18 protein-coding genes are annotated in these 21,302 nt (G+C 64.8%); 12 read left to right on the forward strand and 6 right to left on the reverse strand.

Annotated elements, in window-relative coordinates; all coding sequences use genetic code 11:
- Nucleotides 1-2,061 (reverse strand): putative metal-binding motif-containing protein, encoded by a 2,061-nt coding sequence (locus tag IT350_08590; GenBank protein MCC6158099.1) that lies wholly within the window; start codon nucleotides 2,059-2,061, stop codon nucleotides 1-3.
- A gap of 251 nt (nucleotides 2,062-2,312) precedes the next feature.
- Nucleotides 2,313-2,918 carry a hypothetical protein gene (locus IT350_08595; protein MCC6158100.1) on the reverse strand — a complete coding sequence of 202 codons (606 nt, stop codon included), beginning with the start codon at nucleotides 2,916-2,918 and terminating at the stop codon, nucleotides 2,313-2,315.
- Nucleotides 2,919-3,217: 299 nt separating this feature from the next.
- Between IT350_08595 and IT350_08600 the strand changes: the two genes are divergently transcribed.
- Nucleotides 3,218-5,923 carry a 1-acyl-sn-glycerol-3-phosphate acyltransferase gene (locus tag IT350_08600; protein MCC6158101.1) on the forward strand — a complete coding sequence of 902 codons (2,706 nt, stop codon included), beginning with the start codon at nucleotides 3,218-3,220 and terminating at the stop codon, nucleotides 5,921-5,923.
- Between the two features lies 1 nt (nucleotide 5,924).
- Here the strand turns inward: IT350_08600 and IT350_08605 are convergent, their stop codons facing one another.
- Complete coding sequence (locus tag IT350_08605; GenBank protein ID MCC6158102.1) at nucleotides 5,925-9,791, reverse strand: pentapeptide repeat-containing protein; 3,867 nt, start codon at nucleotides 9,789-9,791, stop codon at nucleotides 5,925-5,927.
- Nucleotides 9,792-9,934: 143 nt separating this feature from the next.
- On the opposite strand from IT350_08605, the gene IT350_08610 reads away from it, so the two are divergent.
- Together IT350_08610 and IT350_08615 are read left to right on the forward strand one after the other, a co-directional pair.
- Nucleotides 9,935-12,340, forward strand: coding sequence for a leucine--tRNA ligase (locus IT350_08610; protein MCC6158103.1), 2,406 nt, complete (start codon nucleotides 9,935-9,937; stop codon nucleotides 12,338-12,340).
- Complete coding sequence (locus IT350_08615) at nucleotides 12,340-13,530, forward strand: hypothetical protein (protein MCC6158104.1); 1,191 nt, start codon at nucleotides 12,340-12,342, stop codon at nucleotides 13,528-13,530. The genes IT350_08610 and IT350_08615 overlap by 1 nt, the downstream gene beginning before the upstream one ends.
- 59 nt (nucleotides 13,531-13,589) lie before the next feature.
- Here IT350_08615 and rpmA read toward each other — a convergent pair whose 3' ends face one another.
- A complete protein-coding gene (gene rpmA, locus IT350_08620; GenBank protein ID MCC6158105.1) occupies nucleotides 13,590-13,871 on the reverse strand; it encodes a 50S ribosomal protein L27 in 282 nt (93 codons plus the stop codon).
- Nucleotides 13,872-13,888: 17 nt separating this feature from the next.
- On the reverse strand, nucleotides 13,889-14,200 hold the full coding sequence (gene rplU, locus IT350_08625; protein MCC6158106.1) for a 50S ribosomal protein L21: 312 nt from the start codon (nucleotides 14,198-14,200) through the stop codon (nucleotides 13,889-13,891).
- Nucleotides 14,201-14,489: 289 nt separating this feature from the next.
- Here rplU and IT350_08630 point away from each other — a divergent pair, with 289 nt between their 5' ends.
- Together IT350_08630 and IT350_08635 are read left to right on the forward strand one after the other, a co-directional pair.
- Nucleotides 14,490-14,921, forward strand: a complete 432-nt coding sequence (locus IT350_08630) for a MaoC family dehydratase N-terminal domain-containing protein (protein MCC6158107.1) — start codon at nucleotides 14,490-14,492, stop codon at nucleotides 14,919-14,921.
- Between the two features lie 3 nt (nucleotides 14,922-14,924).
- Nucleotides 14,925-15,329: a hypothetical protein gene (locus IT350_08635; protein ID MCC6158108.1), complete on the forward strand. Its 405-nt coding sequence runs from the start codon at nucleotides 14,925-14,927 to the stop codon at nucleotides 15,327-15,329.
- Nucleotides 15,330-15,427: 98 nt separating this feature from the next.
- Here the strand turns inward: IT350_08635 and aroC are convergent, their stop codons facing one another.
- The gene (gene aroC, locus IT350_08640) at nucleotides 15,428-16,486 is read right to left on the reverse strand and encodes a chorismate synthase (protein ID MCC6158109.1); all 1,059 of its coding nucleotides are present in this window, start codon (nucleotides 16,484-16,486) and stop codon (nucleotides 15,428-15,430) included.
- A 135-nt stretch (nucleotides 16,487-16,621) separates the two neighbouring features.
- Between aroC and IT350_08645 the strand changes: the two genes are divergently transcribed.
- The 7 genes from IT350_08645 (at nucleotide 16,622) to frr (ending at nucleotide 21,292) form a co-directional block, all read left to right on the forward strand.
- A complete protein-coding gene (locus IT350_08645; GenBank protein ID MCC6158110.1) occupies nucleotides 16,622-17,254 on the forward strand; it encodes an RlmE family RNA methyltransferase in 633 nt (210 codons plus the stop codon).
- Between the two features lie 76 nt (nucleotides 17,255-17,330).
- Entirely contained in the window at nucleotides 17,331-17,675 is a 345-nt protein-coding gene (locus IT350_08650; GenBank protein MCC6158111.1) for a hypothetical protein, read from the forward strand.
- A complete protein-coding gene (locus tag IT350_08655; GenBank protein ID MCC6158112.1) occupies nucleotides 17,676-18,221 on the forward strand; it encodes a GNAT family N-acetyltransferase in 546 nt (181 codons plus the stop codon).
- A 214-nt stretch (nucleotides 18,222-18,435) separates the two neighbouring features.
- Nucleotides 18,436-19,335: a 30S ribosomal protein S2 gene (gene rpsB / locus IT350_08660; GenBank protein ID MCC6158113.1), complete on the forward strand. Its 900-nt coding sequence runs from the start codon at nucleotides 18,436-18,438 to the stop codon at nucleotides 19,333-19,335.
- A gap of 75 nt (nucleotides 19,336-19,410) precedes the next feature.
- Entirely contained in the window at nucleotides 19,411-20,010 is a 600-nt protein-coding gene (tsf, locus tag IT350_08665; protein MCC6158114.1) for a translation elongation factor Ts, read from the forward strand.
- A gap of 3 nt (nucleotides 20,011-20,013) precedes the next feature.
- Nucleotides 20,014-20,745, forward strand: coding sequence for a UMP kinase (locus IT350_08670; protein ID MCC6158115.1), 732 nt, complete (start codon nucleotides 20,014-20,016; stop codon nucleotides 20,743-20,745).
- Complete coding sequence (gene frr, locus IT350_08675) at nucleotides 20,735-21,292, forward strand: ribosome recycling factor (GenBank protein ID MCC6158116.1); 558 nt, start codon at nucleotides 20,735-20,737, stop codon at nucleotides 21,290-21,292. The genes IT350_08670 and frr overlap by 11 nt, the downstream gene beginning before the upstream one ends.
- Nucleotides 21,293-21,302 lie beyond the last annotated feature (10 nt).

A 21,302-nucleotide genomic window follows, 5' to 3' on the forward strand; every position in this document is an offset into this window, starting at 1 on the left:
TCAGTCGACTTCGTACGCGCCGATGTCCCACGCGCCGTTGACGGGACGCGGCGATCCGTCCATGTCGTACCAAGCCCAGAACTGATCCGCGGGGGTCAGGTACGGCATGGGGTTGATCCCCGCGTCGATCAGCGCGCTGCCGGCCTGCGGGTGGAAATCGTCCGCTCCCACGAAGTCGGGGTCCTCGTTCAGGTTGCCGCCCGCCTCGGCGCAACTGTCGAAGTCGCACGCGTTCACGTCATCGATGTCGGTCAGGGAATTGGTGCCGTCATCAACAAGTGCGTCGACGCTGCCGTCGAGGTTGTTGCCGACGAACACGACTTTGCGGAACGGCGCGCCTGAGGGAAGAAACGCCACGTAAGAGTCGCCGGCCGACGGTCCTGACCCGAAGTGATTGTTGAAAACGAGCGGATCCTGGAGTTCCGCGCCGCTCAACGTCAGATTGAGCGCCGCGCGCGTGGTGTCGCCGCCGCCCGCGACCGCCACATTCTGTCCGATCACCGCATCGATTCCCATGCAGTAGATCGCGAAGTTCGTCCCCGGCGTATCGCCCGTGGTGATGACGTTGTTCGTGACAACGGACCGCACGCCCGGTAAGCCGGCGCTCAGGAGCAATCCGACGTTCAGGGAACTGCCCGCGTCGCCGGTGGAAATCCGTGCGCCGTCGACGACCACCTCGGATCCCATCAGGTTCATCCCGCCGCTCGTTCCGGTCGGCGTGTCGTCGAGGGCTACCGAGCCGCCGAGCCACTGTATTCGCGACATGATGGCGTAGACGCCGAATCCGGACGTCACCGCGTCGCCGATCTCCAGGGTCGTATCGACCACCGAAAACCACGACGTGTTGATCAACGCACCAACCGCTTCGTCGGCGTCTCCGACGGAGATCGAGGAATTCGAGACGGTGCCGCTCGATGTCGTCATGTAGAGCGCATAGGCGGCGTCCGTATCCGATCCGCCGAGCGAAATCTGCGAGTCGGTGATCGAGATGTCCGCGTACAGGGCGAAAACGCCGTAGGTGGACGTGTCGGTCGACTTGCCCACGTCGATCGTCGTGCGATGGATGTCGAGCGACATGCCCTGCGCAAAGAGAATTCCGTATTTGGAGCCGGCGCCGTCGGGCACCGTGATCTTCGAATCGACGATGGCGACCTTCGCCCTGACGGGACAGGAGAGGCCGTAGGAGGCGCCGCCGGATGCTCCCTCCAGCGTCATGCCGTGGATGAGAATCGAGCCGCCCGGGGCGACCAGCAGGGGCTGCGTCGCCGTGTCGGGTTCGAGCACCGTGGGAGCCTTGACGTCACGGGTCCACGTGCCGGGATCGTAACCGCCGTAAAAGTTGACCACGCCGTCCGCGGGAAGCTCCGCGTCCTCGGAGTACGTTCCCTCGGCGATATAAACGTTCGGCTTGGCGTCGTCCGCCGCCGCTTCGTCCATGCCTTTTTGAATCGTCGCGAAGGGATCGTCTTTCGTTCCGTCGTTGCCGTCGTCTCCGCCCGCGCCGTCGACGAAAAATCCGGCATCTTCATCGGCGAGGGCGTCGGCCTCGTCGCAGTCCTGATCGATGCCGTCGTCGGGGAAATCGACCGCGCCGGGATAGACCGTCACGTCCTCGTCGTCGCAGTCGTCGGCCTCCGTCATGTACTCGGGGGGCAGCGTGCCGCCGGTGCACAGATCGACGCCCGTGCCCGCGTAACCATCGCCGTCGGCGTCGACGAATCCCGTGACGATCGCGAACGCATTCGCATCGTTGTCGTTGCAGTCCGAGCCCGCCTCGCAGTTTTCGCCGTAGGTGTCGCCGTCGTTGTCCTCGCACTGCGGCGTGGCGTCGTCGTCGGCGTCGTCGTCGGCGTCGTCGTCGGCATCGTCGTCGGCGTCGTCGTCGGCATCGTCGTCGGCATCGTCGTCCGAATCGTCATCCGCGTCGTCGTCGCCGGAATCGTCGTCGGACGGCGATCCCGAGTCGTCGTCGTCATCGTCGTCGCCGCATCCGCAGCCCACGACCGATGCCGCCGCGAGGGCGAGCATCAGGATCAAGAACCACCCTTTCATCCATCCCATGGCCAATGACCTCCGCGTGAGAGAGTAACCGTCGCAAAGATGTTGCGAGCGGTGTTATTGTACTCCAAGTCACCGAAGGTCAAGCATAATTCATATGATAGCTGTCATATTCGACCGTTGTCCGACCGAGCCCAGTCCGTGGATCCACCGGAAAAGGGGATTTCCGAGGAGTCACCTCGGAGATCCCCCTTCCGCGCAACCCGGCTTGCGGGTGTCCGCTCGGACAGTCGCCGCAAGCGATGACTTCAGACTTACCGCGCGACTCCGCCGAGCGTCTCCTTGAGCATGCCCAGCAGTTCGACAATCTCTTCCAATTCCGGATCGTCGAGCGTTTCGGCCGCGGCGGCGACTTTTTCCCGAGCCGCTTCGCAGATCGCAATCGCATCCTCCGGTTCGTCCTTCGACGCCACGTCGATCCGCTTGAGCGCTTCGGCGTACGTGACGATCGCATCGCCCTTGAGCAGTTGATTCGCCGAGGCCGCGAGGAGTCCTTCGATCGTGAACGTCCCCTCCTCCGATTTCTCGACCAGCGAGAAGGGATCGGTGAACGTGGCGCCGAACTCGATCTCGTCCGTTCCGTTCACCAACTCTTCATCGCAGGCGACGAGATATTGGTGGTAGATCATGGCGTCGTTGGGACCCAGATGCTGCGGCTCGACCTCATCCGGGTTTTCCGAATATTCCTCGCCGTGGAATTCGTGCATGAGCAGATACCACGGCAGCGTCATCCGGGCGCGCACATCGAGCGCCGCAACGTCCATGTTCTCATCGAATCGCGCGCCGAACGGCAGGCCGGCTCCGTCGTCGGAATCGATGAAGACGTACGCGCCCTTGCCCGCGTCCGTCACCTCGTCCATGAGCGTGTCGTAGAATATGAAACAGCCCTCAGATTCCTGACAACTTCAGACATCTCATTCGCCCTCCGCCGTCTCGCGCCTGCGATGGAATCGATCCGGATAGGTATAAAAGACGGGCGCGACATCTCGCGTGACAAGCACGGAGAACGCGAGGTCGACGACGAAGGCCAAGCAGAACGGTCGACAAGTCCGGTGCTTCCACCGACTGCGGGAACGGGATTAGAATGGCGGTGTCAATCTCGCCGGACTCGAAACATGGAACGCGGTGCGGCGCGTGGGGAGCGGTTTTGGTTCAGGCCGTGAGAAAAGACGATCCGGACGCCTCGACGTCCAATACCATCGCTTCGCCGAAGCGATTTTCCCGAATCTTACGCGGCACGTATCATCACTATTCCGCCATCCTTCGACCGCCGTTCGGATTCATCGTCCGGTGGATCTGCCGGTTCCTCTTCGCGGCGTGGCGGCTCTCCGACACCGACGCGCAGATCATCCGCGACGCGGTGAAGCGCGGCCCGGTGCTCTATGTTTCGCGCGACAAGAGCCGGCTCGAATACCTCGCCCTCGCGTGGTCGCTCGCCCGTCAGGATCTGCCGCCGCCGCAGTTCGCGCATTACGTCTCCATGTACCCGTTTCTTCAGCTCGGTCCGTCGTTGCGCCGTCTGTTCGCCGTGATCGCGCACTGGCTCGAATTTCGTTCCTATCCGAATCCCTATCGTAACGGCTACCTCGAGGACCTGTTGGCGGTCCAGACGCCGAGTCTTCTGTGCGTCGCGCAGTTCGAGTCGATGCCCCGGCGTTTTTCGCGCGACGGAACGGACACGCTCGCCGAGATCCTGCGCGTTTCGCGCGACCTGATGCGCCCCGTCCAGGTGGTGCCGATCGCCGTCATTTACGGGCGCGCGCCGGACCAGTCCACCGAGTCGCTCCTCGATCTGCTCTTCGGGCCCACGTCGAATCCGGGCGCGCTGCGTCGCCTGTGGCTCTCCGTGAGATATCGGCGCAGCACTTCTTTGCGCGTCGGCGAGGTCGAATCGCTGGAAACGATGGCCGCGCGCGTGACACGCCGGGGCGTCCCCGCCGCCGCCCTCGCCGCCGCCCTCGCCGCCGACGAGCTCGCGTACCACCTTCGCCGCGAACTCATTGCGCGCCTCGACGACGAGCGCCGCGTGGTGCTGGGCCCGATCCGCAAATCGCGCCCCGAAATCGTCGAGGCGGCGCTGCACAACGCGGGACTCGTGTCGTTCCTGCAGGAGTACTGCAAGGCGACGAACCAGAGCTACGTCGAGACGCGCAAACGCGCGAAGCGCTATCTGGAAGAGATGGCGGCCGACTACGACCCCGGCGTGGTCGCCATCATATCGGGGCTGCTGCGCACCTGGCTGCGGCGGAGGCAGGGCGAGCTGGTCGTCGACAAGGACGGACTGGAAAAGGTCCGTAAAACGATCCGCCAGATGCCGATCGTCTACGTACCCTGCCACAAGAGCCACCTCGACTACCTGCTCGTCAGTTACGTGCTCTACAAGCACCGGCTCTCGCTGCCTCGCATTCTCTCGGGCATCAACCTCGATTTCTGGCCGGTCGGCGGATTCTTCCGCAGCAGCGGCGCGTTTTTCCTGCGCCGCGTCTTCAAGGGCAAACGCGTCTATTCCACGTGCGTCGCGGTGTATATCGAAACGTTGCTGCGCGAGCGGCTCAATCTGGAGTTCTTTATCGAAGGCGGGCGCAGCCGAGTGGGCAAGGTCATTCCGCCCAAGCTCGGCTTCATCTCGATCCTGCTCGATGCGTTCCGCAAGAGCGGCCTTCACGACCTGAGCTTCGTCCCCGTTCTAATCGATTACGAGCGGGTCTTCGAGGAGAAGACCTACCTCGACGAAGCGGGCGGCCGCGACGACAAGGGCAACAAGGTCCGCACGGTGGTCGAGAATCGCAAGATGGTGAAACGGCGTATCGGCGAGGTCGTGCTCGAATTCGACGATCCCCTCTCGATGCGCGACTTGATTCACCGTTCGGGATTCGACGCCATCCCGCCCGACCGGGCCGGGCAGATGGCGCTTGCGTCGAACATTGCCTACGAGGTGACGTGGCGCATCAATCGTCGCGCCAAGGCGCGCCCTTACGCGCTGCTTGCCACCGCGCTGCTCTCGTCTCCCAAGCGCGGCGCCCTGCTCGCGACGCTCGTCGATCAGGTGGAGCTGCTGCAGGAGTGCATCGTCAGCCGTGGAGGCGAACTGCATGACGGCGAGCGCACGGGGTCGGAGTGGATTCGCGGCGTCATCGACCGCGCCGCGCGGGACAAGGTCGTCCGAATCGAAAACGACGACGCCGACGATCCCGACGAGACGATCGTGATGGTCGATGAGGAGCAGCGGCTGCCGCTCACGCTGCACCGCAACTCGGTCATCCACCAGTATCAGGACGTGGCGATCGCCGCGGCGGCGTTCCTCGGCGCGGACGGGCCCGCACCGGCCGACCAACTGTTCGGCACGTTCGTCTTCATCCGGTCGGTGCTGGCCGGCGAACTCATCTACGGACCGCGCGCGACGCACGACGAAGCCCACGAGCGGCCGCGATTCGTCGAAGCCCTCGAGTATTTCACCGGCAAGGGATTCGTCGCCGAGTCGGATCGCGGCCTCATCCTGTCCGCCGCCGGACGCCAGGCCGCGTGGCTTTTCGCGAGCACGATCCACTGCTATCTCGAAAGCTACTACGTCGTGGCGTCGACGATGTGGAAGCATCGTGAGTCTTCGTACGCGGACAAGGACTGGCTGAAGCGGATGATGAAACGCGGGCGCGTGCTCGCGGGCATCGGCGAAATCGCCTATCCCGAGGCTGTCCATCGCACGCACTTCGAGACGGCGCTGCGCCGCTTCGTCGCGATGGGCCTCGCGCGGCAGGAAGAACACGTCGGCGAGAAGTCGCGCGTCACCCGCAAGGTGATGGCGCAGGACTTCCCGGCCCTCGAATCGACGCTCGACCGCCTGAAGGTACACGTCGGACGGCTCTAGGTCACTCGGCGGGCGGCTGCTCGGGTTCTTTCGCCTCGGCGGCGAGCCAGCAATCGGGGTACTTCTCCAGAACGATCCGGAAGGTTTCCTTCACCGCCGCGGCTTGGCCGAGCGCGCGCTGGTGATGAATCTTGTCGCCGAGAATCTGGCAGCAGACGCCCGGGTCCTGACATCGGCCGAACGCGCGTTCCAGGTGCACGAGCGCCTGCGCCGAGTTGTTCCGCTGCTTCTCGACCTCGGCGAGGCCGAGATCGCACTGCACCTGCACGTCGTCGCGATCCGCGAATTCCTTGGCGAGGGCGTTGTAGATGTCCCGCGCCGCGTTCGCCTTGCCCGCCCGCGACTCGGACTGCGCGAGCGCGAACGCCGCCTGCGTGCGCACGTTCGGATCGGGGGCGTTTTTGCGGATGTCGTCGAGCACGGGGCGGGCGTCGTCGGGATTCGTCTCGAATGCGAGAATCTGCCCGCGGGCGAGCCGCGCACCCCAGTACGACGGGTCGTCGCCGACCTTCTTCGCGGTCTCCTCGTATCGCTCGAAGATCGTGGACAGCACGGCGCGCACCTTCGCGTCGGATGTGTCGAGCGAGGCGAGGTTCATCGCCGACGGCGGCAGACGTTCGGGCAATGGCTCCGAAGCGATCTTACCGAGCGTCGCCAGCAGTCCGGTCTGGTCCGCCTGTAGCTGATATAGTCCCGCCGCCATGATTCGCGCCGCGAGCACCAGCGCCGGGTCGGGTTTCACCGCGTCTTCCATGCGCTTCGCCGTCGCGATCGCGCCCGGCCCGTCCTTCGCGTCCATGCGCGCCTGCGCCATGCGCTCCCACGCACTCTGGCGCACATCGGGCGGATAAGACGGTCCGGCGAGTTCCTCCCATGCGCGGTTCGCCTCGTCCTTCGCGCCGCTTTGCCACTGGTACTGCGCGAGATTGAGGCGGTGATAAGCCTTCGACGTGGCATCCGGCGTGATCGCGATGACGCGGCGGCATTCGTCGATCGCCTCGCCGAGCCGACCGAGCGCCGCGAGCACGTTCACCCGCGTGCCGCGCAGCCACTCTTCGTATGACGGCGGCATCGGCTTTGCGAGAACGGCGTCGAGTTCTTCGAGAGCCTTGGCGTTCTCGCCGCGCTGCTGCCTCATTCCCGCACGATGCGCCTGCGCCTCGAGCCAGCCTTCGCTATAGGGCGTCGCGACCGCGAGCGATTCGTCGAGCCGCGCCGCCGCCGCGTCGAACCGGTTCATTTCGAGATACACCGCGGCGAGCGCGTTGAGCACTCGCGAGCGCGCCTCGGGCGTCGTGACTTCACCGAGCGCTTCGAGCAGCTTTTTCTCGGCGCCGGTCTTGTCGCCGCGATTGCGAAGGGCCTGCGCGTCCTCGATCTTCGCCGAGAGCAAAAATTCCTTCTGCTCCGGGTATTCGCGCGCGATGGTCTCGATCGTGCGCGCGGCGTCGACCGCCCGCCCCGCGTTGCGATACGCGGCGAGCACGCCTTCGAGCAGCGTCAGGCGCTTGCCGGGATTCGCGGGCGGGATCTTCAGCAGATATTCGAAGTCCGCGATCGCATCCGCGCCGCGCGGACCGTAGATGAACGCCTGCGCGCGGGCGTAGCGGATCTCATAATCCACGCGCGGTTCGGTGCCGAGATTCGAGAGAACCACTTTCGCCACGCGGTCGATCGCGTCAAAGTCCTGCCGCGCGCCGAGCGTGCCCATGATTTCGCGCGCCACGTTGAGCTTCGGTTCCGATCCGCCGGGCAGCGCGAGCAGCCGCCCCACCGCCGCGTCGAGCCCGCCGGTCTTTCCCGCGCGCAGGTCGATCTGCGTCTCGAGGCCGATTCGCTCGTGGCGCTGATAGACCGGAAGCTGCGCCTCGTCGCCCATCGCCGCGAGCATGCGCCGCGCGCCGTCGTCGTCGCCCAGGTTTGCGTACACGGCCGCGAGCTGAAGCTTTTCCACCTCGCGCAATTCGCCGGGCTTCGCCGACAGGTCGTGCAAATCGGCGAGCGCGGTTTCTTTCAGCGGCGTGCCGTTCAGCGTGTTGATGCGCAGCAGAAGCAGGTCCTTCACACTCTGTCGGTCCTTCGCCATCCGTTCGCGTGCGAGATCGACCACGCGCGAGAGCGTCTCGTGGCGTTGCCGCTCGGCGAGCAGCCCCACCGATTCCTGCACGGCGTTCAGCTTCGCGTCGTCCTCGACTGTCGCGTCCATGACCTCGGCGATCGCCGAGAGAAACGCCTCGTCGTTGCCTCGCGCGATTTCGAGCTGCGCCCGCTGCGACATCGCGTCCCCCCGTTCGCGGGGCTGCAAGTCGTTGCGCGCCAGCAGCGCGTCGATCTGCGCGCCCGCCTCGTCGAAACGGCCCGCGCGAATCAGGATGCGCACGAGGTTGGTGCGTTCGCCGGGTCCCATCGACGCGACCATGCCGAGCAGGCGGTCGACCTCGGCCACCTCCGGCACGCGGCCCGGCTCGTCAAGGCGCGACTGCGCGCGCATGACGGACAGCTCCGCGACGGCCTCGGGCTGGTCGGCGAGATTCGCGAGGGCGAGATCGAAAAGACGGTCGGCGATGTCGCGCCGCCCGGTCGGCATGACCGCGTAGAGGATCGTCACGGCCGAGTGGCGTTTCATCTCCGGCTCGGCCTTCGTGGCGAACACGCGCCGCAGCATCTCTTCGAGTCCGTCGAAGCGGCCCGCGTCGCATTCGATCTGCGCCATGAACGTGACGGCCTCGAGCAGCAGGTTCGGCTCGGTCTTCTCGCCGGCGAGCAGCGTCGTCAAAACGTCCACGGCTTCCTTCGTTTTGCCGATCCGCTGATACGCGCGGGCGAGGCCGATGCGCGTCTCGGGAATCCGTTCAGCCTCTTCCGCAAGACGCACGACCAAATATTCCGTCAGACGCGAGACGCGGTCGGTCTGCTCGCGCGCGCCCGCGCGGTCGATTTCGCGATAGAGCTTCTCCGTACCCCACCAGAGCGGATCGAAGTGAACCCACGCCGCCGAGCCGACGATCGCGCCGATCGTCACCGCGAGCGCGATGCGCCCCGGCCCGGTGCCCGTCAGCCAGCGCCCCGCGCGGTGGAGCAGATACCGGCTGACGCGCGCGCCACCGCCTGCGAGCGCCGCCATCGTCGCCTCGTCAAGGCCGCTCACGTAACGGAAGTTCGCCTTGCGCACGACGCACTCGGCGATCACGCACTCGCGGAATTCGCCCGTGGTGAATTCGGTCTTCGTGAGATCGCAGCGCTCGATGCGCGCCCCGCTCCACTTCGAACCCGCGAGATCCGTCTCGGTGATCCGGCAGTCGGAGAACGAGACGGCTTCGAATTTCGCGGAGAGCAGATCGGCGTACAGGATCGTGCAGTCCGTAAATACCGCGCCGCTCACGACGAGCGACGGCGCGCGCCACGCCTCGATGTGCGCCCCCTCGAACCTTGTTGATTCCACGCGGCACTTCGACCAGTTCGACTCGAGCCACCGGCTGCCGGCGAAGCGCCCGCCGCGAAATGTCACGCCCGCGAAGGCGGTTTCCGTGAATCGCCCGCCGCGCTCATCCACCTCGGACCACTCGCCGTCGCGAATCGACGCGCGCGAAAAGTCGCATTCGGCAAGCGTCGCGTCGCGAAATTCGCATGCATCGAAGGTCGCCGACTTGAAGACCGCTCCCTCGGCGCGAACGTTCACGAATTTCGCGCCCACGAGCTTCGCGCCGGAGAAATCCGCGCCGGAAAGATCGGCCCCGGTGAAATCGACATTCGCGAGCCGCGCCTTGCGAAAGTCCGCGCCGCGCAGATCGCGCCCGGCGAAGCTCTCGCCGTCGATCTTCGCCTTCGCATACACGGCCTTCGGGCCTTTCGGCGCATCGCTCGTCATCAGTTCCCGTCCTTCGGTCGCGCCATTTCTTCAAAGCTTCGCGTCCGCGTCAAGCGCGCTTCGTTCGTTGACGGTACCCGAGGGCGTTTTTATACTCCGCTCCTCTTTTTGGCGGCGAAATTTTCCGAAACGACGAGGCGGCGATGAGCGGATACGACCATCGGGAGATCGAGGCGAAGTGGCAATGGCGCTGGCAGGAGGCGCGCGCGTTTTGCTGCGACATGGACCGCGCCGCAAAGCCCTTCTACAACCTCATGATGTTCCCCTACCCCTCCGCGGAAGGGCTGCACGTCGGCAACGTATACGCCTTCACGGGCAGCGACATCTTCGGGCGCTATCACCGCCTGAAGGGCTTCGATGTCTTCGAGCCGATGGGCTTCGACGCGTTCGGCATCCACTCCGAGAACTACGCTATCAAGACCGGCACGCATCCCGCGAAGCTGATTCCGGCCAACGTCCACAACTTTCGCGAGAACCAGCTCAAGCGACTCGGAGCGATGTTCGACTGGGAGCACGAGGTCGACACCACCGACCCCGATTACTACAAATGGACGCAGTGGATCTTCATCCAGCTCTTCAAGGCCGGGCTCGCGTACCAGAAGAGCGCGCCGGTGAACTGGTGCCCGTCGTGCGCCACGGTGCTCTCCGACGAGCAGGCCGAGGGCGGCTTGTGCGAACGCTGCGACTCCAAGGTCGAGACCCGCGAGATGAAGCAGTGGTTTTTCAGGATCTCGGCCTTCGCGCCGCGCCTGCTCGCGAATCTCGACTGGATCGACTGGTCGGACAAGACAAAGATCGCGCAACGCGAGTGGATCGGCGAGTCGGACGGAGCGCACATCGACTTCGCGCTCGATGGCGGCGACCAGATCCGCGTCTTCACCACGCGGCCCGACACGCTCTTCGGCGCGACTTATATGGTGCTCGCGCCGGAGCACGAGGCCGTCGGGCGCATCACCACTCCGGAGCAACGGGCCGCTGTCGACGCCTACGTGGCGCGCGCCCGCGCGATGACGAAATTCGAGCGGAGCGAGAGCAAGGCGAAGACGGGCGTGTTCACCGGCGCGTACGCCATCAATCCGGTCAACGACACGCGCATCCCCGTGTGGATCGCCGACTACGTGCTCACGGGCTACGGCACCGGGGCGATCATGGCCGTGCCGGCGCACGACACGCGCGACTTCGAGTTCGCCAAGGAATTCGGCCTGCCGATCATCGAGGTCATCACACCCGACGGCGAGCGCCACGACCTCGCCGAGGCGTACACGGGCGAGGGCACGATGATCCACTCGGGGCCCTTCGACGGCGTGAATTCGCTCGACGCCATCGCCGCGATCACGGACTACGTCGCGAATAAGGGCGCGGGCGAGGCAACGAAAACGTATCGCCTACGCGACTGGTGCATCAGCCGGCAGCGCTATTGGGGCCCGCCGATCCCGATGATCCACTGCGAAAAATGCGGCACCGTGCCGGTGCCGGACGCCGATCTGCCGGTGGTGCTGCCGGAAATGAGCGACATCACGCCCGACGGCTCGGGACTGTCGGTGCTCGCGCGAAACGCCGCGTTTGTGAACGTCGCTTGCCCGAGTTGCGGCGGCGCGGCGAAGCGCGACACCGACGTCAACGACAACTTCCTCGATTCGGCGTGGTACTTCTTCCGCTATCCGTCCACCGACTTCGCCGACCGCGCCTTCGACCGCGAGCGCACGAAACGCTGGCTGCCAGTGGACGCTTACATCGGCGGCAACGAGCACGCGGTGCTTCACCTCATGTACACGCGCTTCATCACCATGGCGCTGCACGACATGGGCCTGATCGATTTCGAAGAGCCATTCAAGAAATTCCGCGCGCACGGCCTGATCACCAAGGACGGCGCGAAGATGAGCAAGAGCAAGGGCAACGTCGTCAATCCCGACGCGTTTCTCGACGAGTTCGGCGCCGACGCGTTCCGCATGTACCTGATGTTTCTCGGGCCCTATCAGCAGGGCGGCGATTGGCGCGACGCCGGCATCATCGGCGTGCGTCGTTTCCTCTACCGCGTGTGGCGCTACGTCGCCGAGTCCGATCTCGCGCCCGGCCTGCCGGGGGATCGCGAACTCGTCGGCGCGATCCACCGCACGATTCGCAAGGTGACGCGCGATCTCGACGAGCTGTCTTACAACACCGCCATCGCGGCGATGATGGAACTGATGAACGAGCTGGAGCGCGCGCCGGCCTCGCGCGAGGCCGCCGACATCCTCGTGCGGCTCATCACGCCGTTTTCGCCGCACATCTCCGAGGAACTCTTTGAGCAACTCGGCGGCGAGGGCTTCGCGTCGCACGCGCCGTGGCCGACGTGGGACGAGTCGCTGTGCGAACGCGCGACCGTGACCATCGCCGTACAGGTGAACGGCAAGCTGCGCGGCACGATCGAGGCCGCGGTGGACGCCGACGCGGCGTCGATCATCGCGGCAGCAAAGGCCGTGGCCAACGTCGCCGAGCATCTGGCGGGCAAGACGATCGTGAAGGAGGTCGCCGTACCCGGCCGTCTCGTCAACTTCGTCGTGAAATGATGCGCGCCACGCCGCGAACGCGGTACGTTCCGACGATCGTCGTTCTGTCGATCCTCGTCGCAGTGATCGGGTGCGGGCGAAGGGTGGCGGAGCAAGGTCCGGCGTCGCCCGCCGTCGCCGCATCGCCTGCGCCGTCCGAGGCTGCATCAGCCGCAGCCCCCACCGAAAAACACCTCGTCATCTGCGGCACGGCCGAAGCGCCGCATTTCGGATCGGACACGGTGTATCGTCTGCGCGACGCCGGATTCTCCCGCGCCCTGGTCGCCGATACGAACCGCTACGCGGGTCTGACCCCCGACCTTTTCGTCGTGATCGCCGACGCGCTCGAGACGGCCGACGCGGCACCCGGCGCCGTCGCGAAGGCGAAGGAAGCCGGCATCGAGTGCTACGCGAAACCCGCGACGGCAAAACCCGCTCCCGGCGATGCGCCGACGGTGTTCCTCGGCGTTGGACAATTCATGTGGGGCTGCCTCGAACCGGGCGTCGGTTTCCGGCCCTACCCCGTTTGCCGCGAAAAGTTCGAAGACGGCGCAGCCGTGTTGCGCGCGGCGCAGGGCACGCAGGTCTGCACGTGGGCCAACGATCCGAATTGCCGAAGCGAAATCGAAAAGGGGCTCGAGCGCGTTCGCGCGACCGGCGTTCGCAAGGTGGTGTCGGAAGAGCCCTGCGGCGACTACGCCTCATTCGAAAACGCGGATGCGACGGGAATGGCCGCGACACCTGCGATGAAACGGATCGATCTGGACGACAAGGCTCTGGCGCCGGTTCGAAAGACACTCGAATCCAAATACGGCGCCAAGTTCCCCTCGCTGCGGCTGCGCAACGGCATCGACATCGACCTCGACGGCGACGGGCAGACCGAGCGCGTCCTCGATCTCATTGCGGGTTATCGCGCCACCGAGAATATCGACGAGCAGATTGCGGGGGACATCCTGCAGCACGTGGCGATCTGGAAGGACGGCAAGCCCGTCGCGGAGCTGTTCACGCAGTTCGCGCCGGCCAAGGTCGCACGCGAGGAATACTACGTCGGCCACATCTACGGCTCGCTGACCACGCTGGCCGATCTCGACGGCGACCGGCTCGTCGAGATGATCGTCGTCTCCGGCTATCACGAAGGCGAGGGCATCGAGGTGTACGTCTACCGCAAGGGCCGTCTGACGCGCCTCGTCTCGGAAGGCTGCGGCGCCTGACGTAAAACGGGCCGGTGCACCATGGCCCCGGCCCGTCGAATTCGATCACGATTTCGGTTTTAGGCTTCGACCTTCGATCCCGGCTGCTCGATCGGGTACACGCTGACCTGCTTGCGCTTCTTGTCCTTGCGCTCGAAGGTCACGAGGCCGTCCACCTTGGCGAAGAGCGTCCAGTCCTTGCCGACGCCGACGTTACGCCCGGGGTGAATCACCGTGCCGAGCTGCCGGATGATGATGGTGCCCGCGGAGATGAACTCGCCGCCGTAGGACTTCACGCCGTAGCGCCGTCCCGCCGAGTCGCGTCCGTTCCGCGAAGATCCGCCCGCTTTTTTGTGAGCCATGGTTTACCCCGAGTCCGTCAGCCCGCGATGCTCTTCACGCGGATCTTGGTGTAGTATTGGCGATGGCCGTTCTTCTTCTGGTAGCCCTTGCGTCGCTTGTATTTCACGACGTAGACCTTGGGCCGCCGTTCCTGCTCCAGAATCTCCGATTCGACCTTCGCGCCGTTCACGAACGGAGCGCCGATGCGGCACGCGTCATCCGAGCGCACCATCAGCACCTGGTCGAAATTCACGGTCTGGCCGACCTCGCCTTCGATCTTCTCGATCTTGAGCGTGTCGCCGACCTTGGCCTTGAACTGTTGCCCGCCCGTAACAAATACGGCGTACATGATCGTCTCCCTCGGCCTTTGTCTTCGGTCAAGCCCTCGCGCTTCGTCCGATCGTCGTCCGCGGTTGCGCCTCTCACACCCCTGCGGGCTCGTGCGCAAAACGACGCGTCCCCTCGACGCGGATGGGGCGCACCGTATACCCGTAAAGCCGAGAGACTGTCAAGTCGGATTTGGTCCGCGCGATCCGAGGATTTTCGCGCGTGGCGAAACCTGCCACGAAAGGTTTTCGCGTTGACGCCCCAATGTTCGCGGTGCTAGTGGTGAGACGATTCCGACGGGGGAGCGCGCAATGATCGACCCGAAATTCGTGGGGCGGACTTATGGGCCCGTCAAGTACGTGGTGGGGCTCGAAAAAATCCGCGAGTTCGCGAACGCCACCGGCGACCTGAACCCGGCCTACCTCGACGAGGAAGCCGCGGCCAAGGGACCGCTGGGCGGGATCGTCGCGCCGCCGATGTTCGCGGTGGTCTATCAGAAGGACATGATGGGCGCGGCGCTCTTCGACCGCGAGCTCGACCTGAACCTCGCCATGCTCGTCCACGGCGAGCAGGATTTTCGCTTCCACTTCCCCGCCCGGCCCGGCGACGTGGTCGTTTCGCTCGGGCGAATCTCGAACATCGAACGCAAGGACGACAAGGACATCATCTCGATCGAGGTGGAGTCGAAGGTCGGCGGGCGCCTACTCACGACCGGCACGTACACCTTCGTGGTGCGGGGGTAACGCATGAAACGCAAAGCCGTTGAGGTGAAAGCGGGCGATATATTCTGTGCGACGAGCGGTGTCGGGCGCTATCAGCCGATCTACTACGCGGGCGCGTCGGGCGACTTCAACCCGATCCACATCGACGCCGAGTTCGGCAAGATGGTGGGGCTCGGCGGCGCGATCCTGCAGGGCCTGTGCACGATGGCGTTCACCGCCAGAGCGCACACCGACTGGGCGGGGGACCCGACCGCGCTGCGCAGGCTGAAGGTGCGTTTCGCGAAACCGGTCTATCCCGAGGACGACATCACCACCGCCGCGACGATTGCGTCGGTCGAGGGAAACACCGTCACGACGCAGTTCGTTTCGAAGAACCAGAACGGCGTCGAAGTCATCACGCGGGCCGTCGCGGAATTCGAACTCGACTGAATCCCCGGCACGGTCGCCGATGCGCGTGACCTTCCCCGACCGCGCGCTCCGGGAACGCCCGGTCGCGCCGCGCGGGATACGAAGAGCATGAAGTTGGACTAGGCTGGCGCCGCGGTTTTCGACGCGAGATATGCATCGACGAGCACGAGGGCGACCATGGCCTCGGCGACCGGCACCACGCGCGGCGCGATGCACGGGTCGTGGCGGCCCTCGATGCGGATCTCGCGCTCCCGGCCTTCGGTGTCCACGGTGCGCTGTTCGCGCGAAATCGAACTCGTCGGCTTGACGGCGATGCGCGCGACGATCGGCGCGCCGTTGCTGATGCCGCCCTGGATTCCGCCCGCGTGGTTGGTCACAAATCCGTCCGTGCCCATGGCGTCGTTGCTCTCGCTGCCGCGCAAAAGCGCCGCGTCGAACCCGTCGCCGATCTCCACGCCCTTGATCGCGCCGATGCTCATGAGCCCGAACGCGAGGCGCGACTCGAGTTTTTCGTAGATGGGATCGCCCCACCCCACGGGCACGCCCTCGGCGATGACCTCGACCACCGCGCCCAGGCTGTCGCCCGCGGCCTTCGCGGCTTCGATCGCGACCGCCATCCGCGCCGCCGCGTCGCCATCCGCGCAGCGAACGGGGTTCTGCTCGATCGCGTTCGCATCGAAACTTTCGGCGAGGATGTCGGCGACGCGCGTCACGTGGCCCGTGATCTTCACACCCAGCGGCGCGAGAATCTGTTTGGCCACGGCGCCCGCCGCGACGCGCGCCGCGGTTTCGCGCCCGCTGCTGCGTCCCCCGCCTCGCGGATCGCGAATGCCGTATTTTTTGAACCACGTGTAATCGGCGTGGCCGGGGCGGAAGATCTCGGCGATGGACGAGTAATCCTTCGAGCGCTGGTCCTTGTTGAAGATCACGAGCGCGATCGGCGCGCCGGTGGTCTTGCCCTCGTACAGCCCGCTGAACACGTGGACGATGTCGTCCTCGGCGCGCTGCGTGGTGACGGCCGACTGCCCGGGCTTGCGACGGTCCATCTCGGCCTGCACCGCGTCGAGATCGAGCGCCACGAGCGGCGGCGCTCCGTCGATCACCACGCCGATCGCGTGGCCGTGACTCTCGCCGAAGGTCGTGATCCGAAAAATTCTGCCGAAACTGTTGGCCGACATGATGCTCCGTCGCATTTGTCCGTTCGTGAAACGAGCCGTGATCTTAGCCCGAAGCGCGCCGCGCGGCGAGACGGGGATTCGACTTCGAGTTGCCCGTCCGGACACGACCGGCTAGGCTCGTACGTCGGAGTCACCATGGTTTCCAGCAACAAACGCGAGCGGCGGCGGCCCGACCACTACACCGACAAGGCCAAGAAGGCCGGTTTTGCGGCGCGATCGGTCTTCAAGCTTGAAGAACTCGACCGGCGGCATCGGATTCTCGCGCCGGGCATGTCCGTGCTCGATCTCGGGTGCGCGCCGGGGTCGTGGACGCAGTACGCCGCGCGTGCGGTGGGCAAGTCGGGAAGCGTGGTCGGCATCGACATCACGCCGATGACCGCCCCCGCGTCAAACGCGATGATCCTGACCATGAGCATCTTCGACGCACAGGGCGAACTCGCGCGGATCGCCGAGGCGGGGTTCAACGTCGTGTTGTCGGACATGGCGCCTTCCACCACCGGCATCAGCGACGTGGACGAGGCGCGGAGCCTGGAACTCGCGCGCGCCGCGATGGCGGCGGCTGAGGCGCATCTGCGCGCGGGCGGCGATTTCCTGTGCAAGGTCTTTCAGGGCGGCGACACCAAAAAGTGGCTCGACGAAATCCGCCGATCGTTCAAATCCGTCGATCTCGTCCGCCCCGACGCGGTGCGCCGGGACAGCCGGGAAATCTATGTGCTGGCGCGGGGGTTCAAGTTGTTCGTCGATGTCCGGCGCGTTTCTCCCGACTGAATACATCTTGCCACGGCCGGCGGAATCAGGTACCCTCAATTATCCCTCACTAATGAGGGAGAGAGGTATGTCAACCATGAGGCTTGAAGCCACCATCCCGGACAATCGAGGCGACGCCATTATTCAGCTGGCGAAACAGCTGGGACTGAGCCGGAGCCAGATCATCGATGAGGCGCTGGCCTTGTTTCTCAAGGCTGTGCTTGAGGTTCGACGAGGGCGTCGCCTCTTCACAAAGGACCCGGGTTCAACGTCTCCCGCCTGCGAGATTGCGACGCCAACACTCGCGGCGCTCGAGTGGGCTCAGAATCCGATGAGACTCGAACTGCCGACCGACGCGATCGAGACGATTCAGGCGCTCAACGTCAGCCCGCCCAACGCCGGCCCGCGCCTGCGTCGCGCAGCGAGTCGCATCGAACGCTAAATGGACGAGCCGAGGAAGCAACGCACGGTCACGCCGATCGAGATCGGGGACACCGAATCGGATTTCTCGTGCGGTCGACCGGAACTCGATGTTTACCTCATCCGTCACGCGTTTCCAAACGAAGCCAGGGGAATCGATCGCACTTACGTCCTGAGGCGAAGAGATGACGAGCCCGAATTGCCGCGTATTCTTGGCTTCCACACGCTCGGCATGGCCCTCATCGAATCCGCACATGTCGCGGATATCCTTAAGGGGAAACTCCCGAAGTATCCGCTTCCCGTGGCACTCATCGGCCGTCTCGCGGTGGATTTACGAGCGCAGGGGCGTGGATTCGGGGAACTCCTCCTCATGGACGCCCTTCGGCGGGTCGTGAATGCCGCCGCGATCCTTGGATGCGTCGGGGTCATCGTGGACGCGAAGGACCAAGCTGCCGCGTCGTTTTACGCGAAATACGACTTCGTCCCCGTCGGCGTGGACGCCTTGCCCAGACGATTGTACCTTCCGATGTCCACGATTCTGTCGGCCTTCGAAAATCGACCCGGTTAGCGAAATCGTCGAGGCGACCGCGCCTTGCGTTCGGGATGCCACCGTGTTAAAGAAGCGCCGCTTTTGACTTCGTCAAACGCGTCTTGTGTCACGAAAACGCCCATAAATCGGGCCATTACACACACTTCGGGACCGCCGCATCGGTGCCTAGCACGCCTTGGCGTGGGGTTTTGCGACCGGGTTGAACGAAGTGGAGGAAAAACCGGAGGATCCCATGATCACGATGAAGCAGATGCTCGAGGCGGGAGTCCACTTCGGTCACCAGACCAGCCGGTGGAATCCCAAGATGAAGCCGTTCATTTTCGGCGACCGGAACGGCATTCACATCATCAATCTGGAGCACTCGCTCCGCAAATTCACGGCCGCGTACCGTTTCGTCGCCGAGCAGGCCGCCCAGGGCGGAACGATCCTGTTCATCGGCACCAAGCCGGCGGCGCAGACGGTGATCGCGGAGCAGGCGTCGCGCTGCAAGATGCCGTACGTGAACAACCGGTGGCCCGGCGGCCTCCTGACAAACTTCCAGACCGTGCAGATCTCCGTCACGAAGCTCAAGAAGCTCGAGGACATGGCCGCGAAAAGCGACTGGGGCCAGGCGACGAAAAAAGAGATTCTGCTCATGGAAAAGCAGCGCGTGAAGATGCTCAAGAGCTTCGGCGGCATCAAGGAAATGCACGGCCTGCCGACCGCGGTCTTCATCATCGATCCGCGCAAGGAGCACATCGCGGTGGACGAGGTGACCTCGCTCGGCCTTCCGATCGTCGCCGTCGTCGACACCAACTGCGATCCGTCGCGCATCACCTATCCGATTCCCGGCAACGACGACGCGATCCGCGCGATCACGCTCTTCTCCACCGCCATGGCCGATGCGGTCATCGAGGGACGCCGCTTCTTCGAGGAGCGCATCCGCGCCGAGGATCGTGGCGACCAGGCGTCGAAGGGCGCGCCCTCCCGGTCCTCGCGGCCGGTGGAGCAGTTGGTTCAGGAAGAGCCCCTGCCCGGCGTTGAGGTCAAGGTGCGTCACCGCAATGTGGTGCCCGGGGAGGAAGGCGAAGAGGCCGAACACGCCGCCGAGCCCGCCGCGGAAGCCGAAGCGGACAAGGATTCGGACGCCTGAACGAGGCGAATTTCGACAACACGGGCGATCGCCGTTGATCGCCCTCCACGATTTTGACAGCTTGAGGAGAAGACCATGACGATTTCCGCAGAGATCGTGAAAAAACTGCGTGAACAGACCGGCGTCGGGATGATGGACTGCAAGAAGGCGCTGGAGGAAACCGCCGGCGATTTCGACGCCGCGGTCGATTACCTGCGCAAGAAAGGCATCGCCAAGGGCGCCAAACGCGCGGAGCGCACCGCCGCCCAGGGCGTCGTCGGTCACTACATCCACACCGGCGCGTCGATCGGGGTGATGGTGGAACTCAACTGCGAGACCGACTTCGTGGCGCGCAACGAGGAATTCCTGCACGTGGCCAAGGACATCGCGATGCACATCGCGGCGTCGAGTCCGAAGTGGGTGAAGCCCGAGGATGTGCCCGCGGACGTGATCGAGCACGAGAAGTCGATCTACATGGAAGAAGCTCGGCAGAGCGGCAAGCCCGAACAGGTGCTGGTCAAGATCGCCGAGGGTAAGCTCCACAAGTTCTACGAAGACAACTGCCTGCTCCAGCAGAAGTTCGTGAAGGATCAGGAAAAGACGATCAACGATCTCGTCGCGGACCTGCTGGCCAAGATGGGCGAGAAGATCGAAATCTCCCGCTTCATCCGCTTCAAGGTCGGCGAGGTCGGCTGACCCATGCCGGGATCGGGCCAGACGCGCCGGGTCCTTCTGAAGCTGTCGGGTGAAGCCCTGATGGGCGACACCGGCTACGGCATCGATCCGGCGGTCATCGAACGCGTCGCGGGCGAAATCCGCGATGTGCACGACCGGGGCGTGGAACTGGCGGTCGTCATCGGCGGCGGAAATATCTTTCGCGGCGTCGCGGCCAGCTCGAAGGGCATGGACCGCGCCACCGCCGACACGATGGGCATGCTCGCGACGGTGATGAACTGCCTCGCCATGTCCGACGCGCTCGGACGGCTCGGCATCCCCACCCGCGTGATGACCGCAATCGAGATGAAGCAGATCGCCGAGCCCTACATTCGCCTGCGCGCCCGAAGGCACCTGTCCCACAAGGTCGTCGTGCTGCTCGCCGCCGGAACCGGTTCGCCGTTTTTCTCGACCGATACCGCCGCCGCCCTGCGTGCCGCCGAGATCGGCGCGTCATGCCTGTTCAAGGCCACCAAGGTGGACGGCGTGTACGACTCCGATCCGGCGAAAAATCCCGCCGCGGTGCGCTTTGACTCGCTGAGTTATGACGACGTGCTGCGAAAACACCTGCGCGTCATGGACGCCACCGCGATTTCGCTGTGCGCCGAGAACAAGACGCCGATCAACGTGTTCAACATGTCCGTGCCGGGAAACATCGTGCGCGCCCTGTGCGGCGAGCCGATCGGCACGACGATCGGAGAGACCGATGACGAATGAAGTGCTCGAAAGTCTCGACGACGGCCTGAAGAAGGCGATCGACGCGTTCAACCGAGAACTCGCCAAACTGCGCACCGGACGCGCGAACCCCGCGCTGCTCGAGGGCATCCGGGTGGACTACTACGGCACGGCGACGCCGATCAATCAGATGGCGTCGGTCAGCGTGCCCGAAAACCGGCTGATCGTAATCGTGCCCTGGGATCAGGGGCAGGTCGGAGCGATCGAAAAGGCGATCCAGAAATCGACGCTCGGCATCTCGCCCGCCAGCGACGGCAAGGTCATTCGCATCGCGTTTCCGCCCCTGACCGAGGATCGCCGCCGCGACATCGTCAAACAGCTCAAAAAGCTCGCCGAGGAATGCAAGATCCAGGTGCGCATGGAACGCCGCGACGCGATCGAGACGCTCAAGTCCTTCGAGAAGGACGGCGACATCGCCGAGGACGACTCGCGCCGCGCGCAGGAAAAGGTGCAGAAGGCGCACGACGATTACATCCGCAAGGTGGACGAGATCACGGAGCGCAAGGAAAAAGAGGTCATGGAGATCTGAACGGGTCCGT

The organism is Deltaproteobacteria bacterium (assembly GCA_020845895.1).
Lineage (GTDB): Bacteria > Lernaellota > Lernaellaia > JACKCT01 > JACKCT01 > JADLEX01.

What these genes read in the sequence shown, in the direction of transcription:
- IT350_08595 (MCC6158100.1), bottom strand. Translation starts at nt 2,918, where the DNA reads ATGGACGAGGTGACGGACGCGGGCAAGGGCGCGTACGTCTTCATCGAT.
- IT350_08615 (MCC6158104.1), top strand. Translation starts at nt 12,340, where the DNA reads ATGCGCGCCACGCCGCGAACGCGGTACGTTCCGACGATCGTCGTTCTG.
- IT350_08645 (MCC6158110.1), top strand. Translation starts at nt 16,622, where the DNA reads ATGGTTTCCAGCAACAAACGCGAGCGGCGGCGGCCCGACCACTACACC.
- IT350_08590 (MCC6158099.1), bottom strand. Translation starts at nt 2,061, where the DNA reads ATGGGATGGATGAAAGGGTGGTTCTTGATCCTGATGCTCGCCCTCGCG.
- tsf (MCC6158114.1), top strand. Translation starts at nt 19,411, where the DNA reads ATGACGATTTCCGCAGAGATCGTGAAAAAACTGCGTGAACAGACCGGC.
- IT350_08605 (MCC6158102.1), bottom strand. Translation starts at nt 9,791, where the DNA reads ATGACGAGCGATGCGCCGAAAGGCCCGAAGGCCGTGTATGCGAAGGCG.
- IT350_08635 (MCC6158108.1), top strand. Translation starts at nt 14,925, where the DNA reads ATGAAACGCAAAGCCGTTGAGGTGAAAGCGGGCGATATATTCTGTGCG.
- rpsB (MCC6158113.1), top strand. Translation starts at nt 18,436, where the DNA reads ATGATCACGATGAAGCAGATGCTCGAGGCGGGAGTCCACTTCGGTCAC.
- rplU (MCC6158106.1), bottom strand. Translation starts at nt 14,200, where the DNA reads ATGTACGCCGTATTTGTTACGGGCGGGCAACAGTTCAAGGCCAAGGTC.
- rpmA (MCC6158105.1), bottom strand. Translation starts at nt 13,871, where the DNA reads ATGGCTCACAAAAAAGCGGGCGGATCTTCGCGGAACGGACGCGACTCG.
- IT350_08655 (MCC6158112.1), top strand. Translation starts at nt 17,676, where the DNA reads ATGGACGAGCCGAGGAAGCAACGCACGGTCACGCCGATCGAGATCGGG.
- IT350_08650 (MCC6158111.1), top strand. Translation starts at nt 17,331, where the DNA reads ATGAGGCTTGAAGCCACCATCCCGGACAATCGAGGCGACGCCATTATT.
- IT350_08630 (MCC6158107.1), top strand. Translation starts at nt 14,490, where the DNA reads ATGATCGACCCGAAATTCGTGGGGCGGACTTATGGGCCCGTCAAGTAC.
- aroC (MCC6158109.1), bottom strand. Translation starts at nt 16,486, where the DNA reads ATGTCGGCCAACAGTTTCGGCAGAATTTTTCGGATCACGACCTTCGGC.
- IT350_08610 (MCC6158103.1), top strand. Translation starts at nt 9,935, where the DNA reads ATGAGCGGATACGACCATCGGGAGATCGAGGCGAAGTGGCAATGGCGC.
- frr (MCC6158116.1), top strand. Translation starts at nt 20,735, where the DNA reads ATGACGAATGAAGTGCTCGAAAGTCTCGACGACGGCCTGAAGAAGGCG.
- IT350_08670 (MCC6158115.1), top strand. Translation starts at nt 20,014, where the DNA reads ATGCCGGGATCGGGCCAGACGCGCCGGGTCCTTCTGAAGCTGTCGGGT.